The organism is Hungatella hominis (assembly GCF_014288005.1).
Taxonomy (GTDB): domain Bacteria; phylum Bacillota; class Clostridia; order Lachnospirales; family Lachnospiraceae; genus Hungatella; species Hungatella effluvii.
In genome coordinates, this window is sequence record NZ_JACOPB010000012.1 from 139,246 (window position 1) to 152,855 (window position 13,610).

Annotated in this window: 12 protein-coding genes; 11 read left to right on the top strand and 1 reads right to left on the bottom strand. The window is 44.0% G+C overall.

What is annotated here, in order from left to right; genetic code table 11:
• Positions 1-183: 183 nt before the first annotated feature.
• The 3 genes from H8S75_RS22175 to H8S75_RS22185 all read left to right on the top strand — a co-directional run bounded on the left by H8S75_RS22175 (position 184) and on the right by H8S75_RS22185 (position 4,290).
• Entirely contained in the window at positions 184-1,659 is a 1,476-nt protein-coding gene (locus H8S75_RS22175) for a glycoside hydrolase family 1 protein (RefSeq protein WP_025531956.1), read from the top strand.
• 21 nt (positions 1,660-1,680) lie between these two features.
• A complete protein-coding gene (locus H8S75_RS22180; RefSeq protein ID WP_187023410.1) occupies positions 1,681-3,060 on the top strand; it encodes a PTS transporter subunit EIIC in 1,380 nt (459 codons plus the stop codon).
• 390 nt (positions 3,061-3,450) lie between these two features.
• Complete coding sequence (locus H8S75_RS22185) at positions 3,451-4,290, top strand: MerR family transcriptional regulator (RefSeq protein ID WP_187023411.1); 840 nt, start codon at positions 3,451-3,453, stop codon at positions 4,288-4,290.
• Positions 4,291-4,409: 119 nt separating this feature from the next.
• Here the strand turns inward: H8S75_RS22185 and H8S75_RS22190 are convergent, their stop codons facing one another.
• Positions 4,410-4,790 carry a helix-turn-helix domain-containing protein gene (locus H8S75_RS22190; RefSeq protein ID WP_187023412.1) on the bottom strand — a complete coding sequence of 127 codons (381 nt, stop codon included), beginning with the start codon at positions 4,788-4,790 and terminating at the stop codon, positions 4,410-4,412.
• A gap of 733 nt (positions 4,791-5,523) precedes the next feature.
• On the opposite strand from H8S75_RS22190, the gene H8S75_RS22195 reads away from it, so the two are divergent.
• The 8 genes from H8S75_RS22195 to H8S75_RS22230 all read left to right on the top strand — a co-directional run bounded on the left by H8S75_RS22195 (position 5,524) and on the right by H8S75_RS22230 (position 13,400).
• The gene (locus H8S75_RS22195; RefSeq protein WP_002605653.1) at positions 5,524-5,694 is read left to right on the top strand and encodes a hypothetical protein; all 171 of its coding nucleotides are present in this window, start codon (positions 5,524-5,526) and stop codon (positions 5,692-5,694) included.
• A 632-nt stretch (positions 5,695-6,326) separates the two neighbouring features.
• Positions 6,327-7,259 carry a GntR family transcriptional regulator YhfZ gene (gene yhfZ, locus H8S75_RS22200; RefSeq protein WP_187023413.1) on the top strand — a complete coding sequence of 311 codons (933 nt, stop codon included), beginning with the start codon at positions 6,327-6,329 and terminating at the stop codon, positions 7,257-7,259.
• A gap of 331 nt (positions 7,260-7,590) precedes the next feature.
• Entirely contained in the window at positions 7,591-7,950 is a 360-nt protein-coding gene (locus H8S75_RS22205) for a PRD domain-containing protein (protein ID WP_187023414.1), read from the top strand.
• Between the two features lie 229 nt (positions 7,951-8,179).
• Complete coding sequence (locus H8S75_RS22210) at positions 8,180-9,460, top strand: YhfT family protein (RefSeq protein WP_110326857.1); 1,281 nt, start codon at positions 8,180-8,182, stop codon at positions 9,458-9,460.
• A 34-nt stretch (positions 9,461-9,494) separates the two neighbouring features.
• Entirely contained in the window at positions 9,495-9,851 is a 357-nt protein-coding gene (locus H8S75_RS22215; protein WP_110326859.1) for a DUF2620 family protein, read from the top strand.
• A gap of 79 nt (positions 9,852-9,930) precedes the next feature.
• Positions 9,931-11,028, top strand: coding sequence for an aminotransferase class V-fold PLP-dependent enzyme (locus H8S75_RS22220; protein ID WP_432764200.1), 1,098 nt, complete (start codon positions 9,931-9,933; stop codon positions 11,026-11,028).
• On the top strand, positions 11,029-12,186 hold the full coding sequence (locus H8S75_RS22225; protein WP_187023415.1) for a YhfX family PLP-dependent enzyme: 1,158 nt from the start codon (positions 11,029-11,031) through the stop codon (positions 12,184-12,186).
• Complete coding sequence (locus H8S75_RS22230) at positions 12,183-13,400, top strand: phosphopentomutase (RefSeq protein WP_187023416.1); 1,218 nt, start codon at positions 12,183-12,185, stop codon at positions 13,398-13,400. The genes H8S75_RS22225 and H8S75_RS22230 overlap by 4 nt, the downstream gene beginning before the upstream one ends.
• Positions 13,401-13,610: the final 210 nt, after the last annotated feature.

Sequence of the window (13,610 nt, forward strand, 5' to 3'; positions counted from 1 at the left end):
ACAGGTTTTTTATTCTGTCATCGATATTCACAATAAATTCTTATTCGACTTTCCATAAATGTAGTGTTTTTCACAAAATGTGGATTCAAATGTTGAACCCCATCGTTTTCGCTTCTTTGGTACACTGTTTATATGAACCAAACGTAAAAAGCAAAAATCGAATTTTGAAAGGAGACATATTTTATGAAGTATTCAAAGAACCCGGTATTTCCGGAAGGATTCTTATGGGGAGCATCCAGCGCAGCATGGCAGGTAGAGGGGGCAACCGCTGAAGATGGCCGTACTCCCGCGATTATTGATTTGAATTCTCAAACCAAGAAACCTTATGCAGATAACTCGGTAGCATCTGATCACTACCACCATTATAAAGAGGATGTAGCGTTGATGAAGGAGTGTGGCTTTACCAGCTACCGTTTTTCGATTTCCTGGTCCCGTGTAATTCCAGCGGCTGACCGTGAGGTAAATCCCATGGGAATCGCATTTTATAATAACCTGATCAATGAATTGCTGGAGGCAGGGATTACTCCGATTATCACATTGTATCACTATGATATGCCATGCTGGGTAGATGAAAAGTATGGTGGATGGCATAATCGGGCTATTATTGATGAATTCGATTACTATTGCCGTGTCTGCTTTGAGAACTTCGGGGACCGTGTAAAATACTGGCTTTCTATTAATGAACAGAATATGCAGATTGTCTATGGTGACTGGTTAGGTGTATCCAAGGGCTGCACAGACTGGTTTAAGGAAAAGTGGCAGATAAACCACATTATGAATTTGTGTCACTCCAAAGCCGTTGTCGCCTGCCATGAGCTGGTTGAAGATGGAAAAATCGGTCCAGTACCTGGATACGTGCCGATTTATCCTTATTCCTGCCGGCCGGAGGATCAGATAGGTGCCATGAATGCGGAGGAACTGACGCAGAAAATCTGGGATGACTTATATGTATTCCGCGAGTACAGCAGTTTTGTAAAAAATTACTGGAAGGTTAATGATATCGATCCGGATATTCGGCCTGGCGATATGGAATTAATAGCCCAGGCGAAAATCGATTTTATCGCGGTTAACTGCTACCGATCTGATGTGGGAATGGCCCCCGATGACAGCTATAAGCAGGAAATCGGTCTTAATAAATCCGGTATCAAAGGGGAATTCGTATATCCTAACTTGCCAGGTGAATATGCGCTGGCCAGAAATCCTTACGTAGAAGTGACGGATTGGGACTGGCATATTGATCCAGTCTGCATGCGCTATTCACTGCGTTACCTGTGGGATCACTACCACCTGCCGATGGTTATAACGGAAGCGGGCTATGGTGCTCATGAAGAGCTGGGAGAAGATGGTAAGATCCATGATCAGGCCCGTATTGATTATCTTAGAGAGTATGTTTATAATGTAGGTCTGGCGATACAGGATGGGGTAGAGGTATTCGGATTTAATCCATGGTCCTTTACCGATCTTCTCAGCACTGGAAACGGCATGGCAAAGCGTTATGGTCTGGTCTTTGTAAACAGGACCGACGATGACTTAAGGGATATGAAACGGATTAAAAAGGACTCGTTTGACTGGTATTCCACATTAATACACTCTAACGGTCAGGAATGGGGAACGGATATGTCACAGTGGCGTAATTTTGCTAAAAATAAGGCAGAATAAACAATAAGAGGGGGTACCAACATGGTTAAAAAGAATTATGCGGAAATCTGTAACTCGATCATCGCGGTGTGCGGTGGTGAAAATAACATCTCCCGCATTAGTCACTGTATGACTCGTTTGCGCGTACAGCTTTTAGACGGAAGCAAATTAGACAGAGAGGAAGCAGGAAAAATACTGGGAGTTCTGAACCTGGTAGTACAAAATGGTGAATATCAGTTTGTCATCGGTCAGGATGTTCCAAATTTGTATGCAGAATTTATTAAACATGAGGGGCTTAAGACTGACGGAGAAGTTACAGACGCCGCTGCATTAAAGCAGGATACGGAAGCGAAAAAGGGAAATGTAATGAATACCATTATGTCTTTTATTGGTGGAACCTTTTCACCTGTTATTCCCGTGTTAATAGCTGGCGGTCTTACCGGGGCCGTATTGACGCTGCTGACCGCATTCTTTGGAGTATCCACAGAGTCGGGGACTTATACAGTTATCTATGCGATTAACCAGGCGACATTTTACTTCCTGCCAGTCTTCATAGGCTTTTCTGCAGCAAACCGACTGAAGTCCAATGGCTTTCTAGGGGCCTTTTTGGGGGCAATACTGCTGTTCTCCACTATTAACAATGCAGAGGGGCTTAATTTCCTTGGTATTCCTATTCAGCAGATTAGTTATAATTCTACAGTATTTCCGGTAATATTGGGCGTGCTTTTTATGGCAGTCGTATACCGCTTCCTTTCTAAGGTAGTTCCCGTGTATCTGCGAACTATCTTTGTACCGCTGATTACTATGCTGATCACAGTGCCTGTGACTTTAATTGTGTTAGGCCCTATTGGTAATCTGATGGGAACATGGCTGGCAAACGGTGTATTTGCCATCTATCGTGCGGCTCCGCCGGTTGCTGTTATGATTATCGGTATAACGACGCCGTTGATGGTTTTCTTTGGTATGAATAATGCGACTTATCCTATTGTATTTGCTCTGTTGGCAGAGGTTGGATCTGATCCGCTGATCTGTACCGGCATGGCTCCGGCTAATGTTGCCGTAGGGGGAGCCTGTCTGGCGGCTGCGCTGATTGCAAAGGACATTAATGACAGAAGTGTGGCTACTGGCGCAGGGATTACTGCGCTGTGTGGAATTACTGAGCCAGGGGTCTACGGAGTGTTGTTTACTAAGAAGTATCCTTTAATCGGCGCCATGGTTGGAGGCGGAATCGGCGGACTATTGGCCGGATTGGTGGGGATGACCCAGTATGTAATCTCTACGCCAGGTTTTATCTCTATACCGGCGTATATCAATCCTGATGGTACTTCAGCTAATTTGATTTGGGCTATGGTAGTCATGGGCCTTGCAGTAACGGTTGCCTTTGGAGTTACTTATGTATTAGGCAAAAAAATGGAGAAATAGAGTTACAGTTCACTCTCCACCAGGGGCACCGCAGTCCGGTTTGGCCGGGCAGGCTTCCTCAGCCTTTCCAGTTCCGGTTTCGGGCATAAGAAATTCTAAACGCGCAGAATTTTTTAAAAAACAAGGTGAAATTCCCAAACTCGCTGCGCTCAGACAAGTGGGAATTTCACCTGAACGAAAAATTTTGCGCGTTAAGAACTTCTAATACCCTGCAAAGTCACAGGAAAGGCTGAGGAAGCCTGCCCGGCCAAACCGGACTGCGGTGCCCCTGGTGGGGAGTGAACTGTAACGAAATAGATTATGATCGATGAGGGCGACAGCTAAGAGGCTGGACATTGAAAAAACGGTATGCTATGATTGAGAAAATGTATGGAGTAAAGGGGCAGTCCCATGAATAAATTATTTACTATCGGCGAGATGGCGAAGCTGTTCGGTATTAATGCGAAAACGCTGCGTTATTACGATGAAATAGGATTGATCCGTCCGGAGCATACGGACCCCATGACGGGATACCGTTACTATTCTACCGGGCAGTTTGAGCGCCTTAATACAATTAAATATCTAAGAGCACTGGATATGCCCCTGGCTAAAATTATGCGTTTTTTTGAAAATAAGGATATCGGTCAGATGATGGAGATTCTGAAAGAGCAGCAGCAGGAGGTTCTTGTAAAACGCAGAGAATTGGAACGCATAGAGCACAAGATCAGTGAACGTCTCTCACAGCTCCATGATGCACTGTATACCATATATAACCAGGTGGAGGAGGTTACTCTGCCGGACAGAAAGCTGGCTATGCTGCGGACGGGAATTCCGGCCACGGATGATCTGGAATATTCTATCCGCCAGCTGGAACGGAAGACACAATTGGAGGCTGCCATGTTTTTGGGGAAGGTGGGCGTGTCCATTTCAATGCGTCATGTGATGTCACATAAATTCGATGAGTTTTGCTCCATATTTGTTGTGCTGGAACCTGGAGATGTCTATGACGGAGAGGCAGTGGATATTCCGGGCGGAAGATACCTAATACTTAGGTATTGTGGGACGCATACGCAGTCATCAGTCTACTATGAAAAACTTTTGTCTGAAATGAAAGTTAGAGGCTATGAACTGGCCGGAAATTCTATTGAAATTACGTTAGTGGATGCGGGAATGACAAACGATACTACACGTTTTGTAACAGAGCTGCAGCTGCCTGTAACAGTTGGGCAAGAGTATGGCCTTAGGAATTAATATAAAAAGGAATATAGCTTTTATAGTAGAGCTGCCGGCCGGCAGCTCTGCTTTTCTTAAAAACTGTAGTGAATAAGAGATAGTATGCAAAGATAAATAAGAAATAAAAATAATGCAGATTACTGTGGCTCCGTTTCTTTTGGCATATCGTTGTTGTTACGGAGACTTTCTTTGTGTTTCTGAAAGGTCTTAATCATATCAAGGACATAATCCTGTTCTTCTTTTGAAAGTAAGGTAGATAAATGATAGATCTCGGCAAGAAGATGAGCACTTCTTTCCGCGTCTTTTTCTGATTCCATGGGGCCTTCACCCTGAAGAAGCCACGAGCTGTTAATTCCCAGTTCGTAACAGATTCCCCGAATGACGAGCATTTGTGGTTCTGCTTTTTCGTGTTCAATGTTTGTGATGACACCGCGGGAGACACCAATTGCATCAGCAAGAGAATTCTGTGTATACCCTTTTGAACTGCGGGCCTGTTTGAGACGGGCACCTATTCCCATTTGATACTCCATTCCGCGTAGGCGCTGCGCCATAATCGATAAGATGGTAGGACATGCGCCAATCCGCCATTTAATTTAGATTAATAAAACACTTCATAAAATTCTGTGAATCCTGTACTTATTGGTTTCGTTCAGACTTTATCTGTGATATGAATAATGTACAGTGCAATTTCCAACGATTCAAAAATTTCAATCCACATTCTGAGTCCAGAATACAAAACCCAGAATGACATGGTAGCTATGCTACCATTTTATTCGGTTGCCCGGATTGTTTTGACCTCATGTCAGTGGGGGATATCTGCCCGCCACTGCCGCTAAGTTTTTTTTCGATTCATCTCCCACCTATGGAGGCTGGGGGAATTCTCGTAGATTTTGTTAAACGGGAATACATGTTACATGTCAGGCGCATGTGATTACGATTACTTTGGAGGTACAGGTTAAACACAAATGGGAAGCTTATCAACCATGGTAGTTTATGTATACAGTAACGCATGTGTTGAAAATACAATGTGAGTACCGTAATAGAGGTCAGTAACAGTAATTAATCATGTATAAACAATGTACTAAAAATCCTGATAACTAATCTTAACACGGTAAAAATGATTTGTCAAGACATAAATGTATTGATAAGACGGATAAACGTCTTGACAATGTGATTGAAACATGATAGCATGTATTTATAAAACATAAAAAAGATTTATCAAGTCAAAAGCCAAAGGCGGAGGGTGTAGGATTGCAGTCCATAGAAAGAGATCAGGAGAAGAACCGTCCGGAATTAATCCTTGAAGAGTCTGGAAAGCTTTCTGTTAAAGAGCAGGAGTGTATTCTGGCCACGATAAGAGGAATGGTGTTTACCAGAAGCTGTTTTTTAAAAAATGGTGTGTATAAAGACGAAAAAGAATGAGTTTGTTTATAGTGAAAATAAATATTTGAGTTAGGTTGGAATTATTATATTCAGCAATAGTTATGCCCAATTCTATGCCCATTTCTGAATAGTTTATAGAATTTAAGATCGAACAGTCTGCCATTATTTCATAAAACCCAATAAAGATAGAAGCTTTTATTAGTTATCTGGAGTTAATTTTTTCAGTCCATCTTGATGAGGTTGGTTTTTAATAAAATTATCGTTATTAACCATCAGCCCCTGCCACTATAGCTTTTTAATAATTTATGCATGGTTTTTTATAATGCTGCGTTTTACCGATTATTTAATACGATTAATGTATTATGTTTGAAGCATAGGGAAGAGATAATGACCCAGTCTTAAATATTCTGGTTTTACGCAGAATGCTTTGTGTTCTGAATGATTATTTTGGCTATATTTGAAAGAATCTTTAACCCCAAATTCAGTAACGGCCTTCTGAGGAAGATGATCAGTTTAATATAATTCCAATTAACTAAACAAAATTAGTGGATATGCTGTGAAAAAACAAAGATGTAATGGGATTATTGTTGACATTGTTTGGCGAATGTGATATTGTATGAATGTACAAAATATTGAATGTTGACGATGACAACAAAAAAGCAGGTATTTAGATGGGATATGAAGTTGGAAAGAGCATTTTATATCAAAAAACAGGATTAGCCAAAAGTCTGCTGGCGTTGGACTTACTGTCCAAGAATACGGGTGACAGAATACAGCCTATCTCCGAGTATCAGGAAAAGTTTGGAGTGTCCAGGGGGACTGTTCAGAATGCGTTTACATATTTAAAAGAGTGTGGTGCAGTGGTGCTTGAGCATCATGGGCATCAGGGAACCTATATAGAGAAGCTGAATTACCGCAAATTACAGGAAAACTGTATGAGAAAAGAGCTGTTGGGTATCATGCCGCTGCCATATTCTTTAACTTATGAGGGATTTGCTACAGCTATTTACTCGGAACTGGATGAACTTAACTTTAATATGGCTTATGCGAGGGGTGCAGTTGGAAGAATTGAACTTGTGGAGTCGGGAACCTATCAGTTTGCCATTTGTTCCCGCTATGCAGCGGAACAATCCATAAGCAGCGGCAAGAAGATAGAGATAGCCTTTGATTTCGGACAGGGTAGTTTTCTTTCAAAACACGTGCTCTTATTGGCTGATGAATCAAAAGATGGTATCTGTGATGGAATGAAGGTTGCATACGACAGCAAGTCCCTTGACCAAAGCAGGATTACGGATAATATCGTCAAGGGAAAAAAGATAACATTGATACCGATCAGGACACAGCAGACGATTGGCGCTCTGATAGATGGTACCATAGATGCTGGTGTATGGAACTATGACGACGTGTTGGAAAATCATCACGACAGGCTCAAAGTGGTTTCGTTGGCTGAAACAGACTATAATAATTCTTTTTCGACTGCTGTCCTGGTGATAAAAACAGGTGACGAAGCATTGAAGGCACTGCTTAAAAAATATATAAGTGTGGAACGCGTACTGGGAATTCTTTCTGAGGTCAGAGAGAAGAGGCGGGAGCCATTTTTCTGATGTAAAAGAAATAATTTCAGTGGATACGAATATCCTGCATCAGTATGTCAGGATATTGTTTTATTGGTAATGCAACTGGTTAGCCGTAGTATAGATATCGCGAGGATTACAGCCGCGGTATCTATACAATATAAGTAACAACGTGATATTTATACCATATAACCAACAGCCAAACTGCGAGTTTGCCTTTGATGGTGGTAGCAAATAATTCAGCGTTCAGGTGTACGAATAGCCGTAACGCAATTGATTGGCATATAGCCGTCAAAAAGAGTATAGCAGAAATATTTTATATCAATGTACAAAATATTGTATATTAAGAAGGAGGAGTATTATGAATCTGGAGGAATCCTTAAATCAGCGTCTCGAGATTCTTTTAAGCAACGGTGTCATAACACAGAGCATTTCTGATTATTCGAAAACAGTGGTGAAGCTGCTGATTAATCAAAAACCGGAGGCAGACAGTGACAGGGCTGCTATGTTTATTACGCATCTGGCCATGGCCGGGCAGAGGATCTTAGAGGGAAAGGAGGAAAAGCCGCTGGACGGCCAGATTTTAGAGACAGTGAAGCAGGAGCCAGTTTATGGCAGTGCATTGGATTTTCTGACAAACATGCTGAATCAGACTGATTTGGAATTTCCAGATACGGAAAAGGATTTTTTAACGGTTCATCTATGTAACCTGTTTATGTGATGGTTTGGAAGGTTGTAAGACAGTAATGCACTAACGTAAAGCGTATGCTGACGGGGATGAGATACTTCAGTAAATAAAATGTAAAAGAGAAGGAGAAAAAGATGGGGACAGGAAAAGAAGGATAGGAAGAATTGTATAATAAAAGAGAGAAGTAAACGCAAAATAAAAAGGCAAGAAATGCATTTACATATGGGAGTTTTGAAAACTATAAATTTTAGGAGGGAAAAATATGCGTTATATAGTTATATTTTTAGCCGGCGCTTTTGGGGCACTTTTAGCTAACAGGGGTATTGCGGTTTTTAATGATGCGGTAAGACCGGTTGTTCCGGAATACCGAGAGGGACGTATGACAAGGCTGGAATTTGCAACGACGACGTTTGCCTTAAGTTTCGGTCTGGTCATTGGATTTGGAATACCGTATTCTATTATGTCACCCATTATACTTGTCCATTCTCTATGGCTGGGAACCGATGTTATCGGCATTTTCTTCCCAGCAAAGAATATTGAAAAATGGTATCTGGACAAAGAGAGTCTGATTGGTGCGGGTCTTTCCGTTCTGGTAGGCGGTCTGTACGGAGTGCTGCTGCTGGCAGGTCTCCAGGGGTTTGTCAATATGATGCAGGCTCTGCCGGTTAATGTATTTGATGCATGGCAGAATATTTCAGGCCCGGTTATTTCTGCGTTTATTGCATTCCCATGTGTTGTGATTACTATGGATTACGGTTGGAAAAAGGGTCTTGCATCGCTGGTTGTATCTGTGTTGCTTCGGCAGATCATGGTATTTATAGGAAAAGGAGATATTGCTGATGGTGTTGCCCTGCTAACCGGCCTTGTTCTTATTATTGTATTTGCAGTAAGGGATAAATCCGAATCAACAGGAAATCTGGCTTCTATTTTTGGAGATCGTGTAAAGAATATCAGAAAGAACATTATCTGGATTGCCATTATGGGCGCAATCTATGGACTTGCCTGCAATATGCACCTCCTGATGGAAGGTCCACAGTCTCTGGTTGCGTTAAAGGATGGAAATATTTCTTCAGCAGTCAGCATCAGCTTCGCGAGAGCATTATCCTTTATTCCATTAAAGGCATTGACTTCTCTGACAACAGGTACTTTCGTGACGGATGGATTTGGATTTACAGCAACAGTAGGTCTTTTGGCACCGAATGGAGTACTGGCAGCGGTATTTGGTGCAGTGGTAATGTCTCTGGAGGCATTGTCTCTGGCAGTAGTTGCAAAACTGTTTGATAAGGTTCCAAGTATAAAAAAATCAGCTGACAGTATCCGTGTTGCGATGACCAAGTTACTGGAGGTGGCCATACTGGTGGGCTCCATGTCGGCAGCGGAGGGCATGGCACCTGGATTTGGCTTTTTGGTAGTCGGCGGTTTCTTTGTCATGAATGAGTATTTTAAGAAACCGATTGTGCGGATGGCGGTAGGGCCAATTGCCGTAATCGCAGTAGGAGTTCTGGTCAATGTACTGGCAGTTGTAGGTTTGTACAGCGTTTAATATTATACAGTGACGCGTGAAAGGAGCAGTCAGCATGAAGATAGTAATTGGCGGACAGATGGGAAAAGAAGAGATAAAAGAACTGGCAGTCACGGCCATGGGAGATGAAGGTGAAGTCGTCATCAAGGACGATGTGGCTGCGGCTATGGATGTAAAGGGCGGGAAGGCCGATTTATATCTGGGAGCATGTATGACTGGAGGCGGAGGTGCGCTTGCGATGGCCATTGCCATTCTGGGCTATGGAACGTGTATGACAGTAGCCGATGCGGATGAAAATGCCATTAGAAAGGCACTGGAATCGGGAAAGAAAGCATTTGGATTTACTCCTTCCATATCGAAAACGGTGGTTCCGGTAATTGTAAGGCTTGCGAAAGAAGTCATGTGTAATTGAGAAACCGGATACTGCATTGCACAATTAAGGTCACATAGCATCTGCGATCAGCGTAATGCAGTACAGGCAGAAAGGAGAAATGATGCAGACATATCCGTTACAGAGCATGTCCATGGAAGAAGCAGTCAGGCTTCAATTTTTTGTGGTGGACTGCATGACAAAAGTATTTGAGGGGCATGAATTGCTGACAAGGGGAGATTTGGGTGTTGTTATGGGCCTTAATAAACCCGTGACTACCTGGAAGGCCGAAAAGGTGATTGCCAATGTATTTGGCGCGGAGGCGTGTATTCTGGTACGGGGGGCGGGAAGTGCCGCAATTCGTTTTGGACTCCATTCCATGATGAGGTCTGGCGACCGTATCCTGGTACACAGGGCGCCTGTCTATAATACTACGGCGACTTCTCTCGAAATGATGGGAATTGACGCAGTGGAAGCCGATTTTAATAAACTGGAAGAGCTTCGCCGGGTTCTGATAGAGAATCCGGATATCAGGGGAGCGCTGGTTCAGTATACGAGACAGCTGCCGGAAGACCGTTACAATATGCATGAGGTGGTACGTGTAATAAAAGAGACTGCGAACATCCCTGTGCTGACCGACGACAATTATGCGGCCATGAAGGTAAAAGAGATTGGTGTACAGTGCGGAGCGGATCTTTCCTGTTTTTCTGCATTTAAACTGCTGGGTCCTGAAGGTGTAGGCGTAATCGTTGGAAAACAAGAATTGATTGAAAGGCTGGTTAAAGAGAGCTATTCCGGCGGTATGCAGGTACAGGGCCATGAAGCGCTCGACGTTCTGCATGGACTGGTTTATGCGCCGGTAGCACTGGCTCTTCAGGCGCAGGTCAATGAGGAATGTGTCAGACGCTTAAACAGCGGTGAAATACCGGCGGTAAAGCAGGCATTTCTGGCAAACGCCCAGTCTAAAGTCCTTTTAGTGGAGTTCAGGGAAGATATCGCTGGACAGGTGTTGGAGGAAGCTGAGAAATATGGTGCTGCGCCCAATCCCGTGGGTGCGGAATCCAAATATGAGATGGTACCCATGTTTTATCGGATATCCGGCACGTTTCGGAAGGCAGATCCGGAACTGGAACATCGGATGATACGTATTAATCCTATGAGAGCCGGAGCCGACACTATTTTGAGAATCATAAGAGAATCTGTAGAAAGAGTGGTGTAAATGTTCCTGGAGCAAACAGTAAAACGGAATTCCGAACTGGTACGCCTGGCATTCAGCCTTCATCAAAAGGGAGTAATAGCGCCGGATTCTTATCTCGTCGATGTGGATACCTTTCTGCAAAATGCGGCCGAAATGTTGGCGTGTTCCAAACGAAATGACGTAAAACTCTATTTTATGCTAAAACAGTTGGGACGGAATCCCTATCTGGCCAGAGAACTCATGCGCCTGGGATACTCCGGCGCGGTGGCAGTTGACTATAAAGAGGCTGCCGTGATGATGGAGCATGGGATTCCTATCGGAAATGTGGGACATCTGGTTCAGATACCGACGGCTTTAGTGAGACAGATTGTCTCCTGCCGCCCGGAGGTAATCACGGTCTACTCTGAGGAGAAGATCCGGCAGATTGATCAGGCTGCGTCGGAATTGGGGGTAATCCAGGAGATTCTTTTGCGGGTATATGGGGATGGAGATATGATCTATTCCGGCCAGACTGCCGGTTTTAAGCTGAATACCTTGAAGGGACTGGTGAGCCGTATCGTTGGTTCAAGCCCTCATGTGAGAATCGCAGGTGTGACTTCCTTTCCCTGTTACTTGTATGACGAAGAACTGGATGACATTATACCTACGGCTAATTTACAGACTGTAAAAAAGGCGGCGGCCATTTTGGAGGCGCAGGGAATAATTTGCCGTATCATCAATACACCATCTGCAACCTGCTGTCGGACAATTGAACGGATGAAGCAGGACGGAGGGAATTGCGGCGAACCGGGACACGGATTCTCCGGGACGACGCCCATGCATGCCGCTCATGAGCAGCCAGAGAAACCATGCGTGGTTTACATAAGTGAAATATCACATAATTTTGAAGGCCGCGGATACTGTTTTGGAGGCGGCCATTACAGGCGTTCCCATATGAAAAATGCGTTAGTGGGAGAAAATCTCCTAAGCGCAAGACACGTGGAAGTAATTCCGCCTTCGGATGACAGCATTGATTACCATTTTGGATTATCGAAAGAGTGCCCTGTCGGCCAAACTGTGGTGATGGCATTCCGGTATCAAATATTTGTAACCCGATCAGACGTCGTTTTAGTCACCGGACTTAGAAAGGGCGCGCCGAGGATTGAGGGAATCTATGACAGCGCGGGCAGAGAAAAATGAGAAAGCGATTTATCGTTATTGTACTGGATGGATTTGGAATAGGGGCCATGAGAGATGCCCATATCGTGAGGCCGGGGGATGAAACGGCCAATACACTGGAAAGTATTTTAAAGGACTGTCCCGATATGAAGCTGCCGGTTTTGGAACGGATGGGGCTGATGAATGCATATGGAAGGGAAAGCAGGAATATGAAATTCAGCCCCGACGCCAATTTCGGACGGTGCGAATTGATGCATTATGGCGCGGATACATTTATGGGCCATCAGGAGATCATGGGAACGCTGCCGAAAAAGCCGGAGGCTCATCCGTTTTTGGAGAAGGCGGAAGAGGTCAAAAGGCATTTGATACAGAACGGTCATGAGGTCCACGTGATCGAGAAGCAGGGACTGAAATATCTGGTGGTCGATCAGTATGCTACTGTGGCAGACAATCTGGAGGCAGATCCGGGAATGTGTTACAATGTGACTGCACCGCTTGATTTTATGTCGTTTGATAAAGAAATGGAGATTGCCCGCCTGGTCCGTGAAGTGGTAACCGTGGGGCGTGTCATTGTGTTTGGCGGAACTGGCAATACAATGGATGACTTGTGGAATGCGGAAGAAATAAAGTATGGAAAATATATCGGCATCGCCTCCGCAAAATCGAGATCCTATGAGCATGGCTATCAGTGCAGGCATATGGGCTATGGAGTGGATAAAAATGTACAGGCCCCTACAATACTGACAAACGCAGGATTTGACTGCACACTTATCGGTAAGGTGGCAGATATTGTGGCAAATGACGGCGGTGTGAGTATCTCCTGTGTGCCGACAGGGGAGGTGATGCGGCTTACTGTCCAGGCAGTAAAGAACATGGAAGAAGGTTTTATCTGTACAAATGTACAGGAGACTGATCTTGCAGGCCATTCACAGTCTTCGGCGGCTTACCGGGAGATACTTGAGATCGCAGACCAGGGAATCGGCGCAGTGCTGAAAGAAATGACAGCAGAAGATATCCTGGTGGTCATGGCGGATCATGGCAATGATCCCGATATCGGTCATAGCCGTCATACGAGGGAATGCGTGCCTTTACTCATTTATAAAAGGGGGATGAGCGGCCGTGAAACAGGCACCAGAAAGACGCTCTCGGATGTAGGCGCGTCAGTATGCGCCTGCTTTGGGGTGAAGAGTCCGCAGAATGGAACTTCATTTATGAAAGACTTCCGTTTATTGTGAATGGTAAGAACTGAATGTAACGTGCTGAACGAGAAATTCAGAATAAGATTCAGAAAAATGGCTGAAAATCCGCCTGAAAAATCCAGAATGAGATTCGGAAAAGCTTGAAATCATGATTTAAATTGATTATAATAAAGATGTAGAAGGAACAACCGCCCACAAAGTGGTTGACCCGGTTAATAAGTTACATTCATAGAAATGCCACCATCT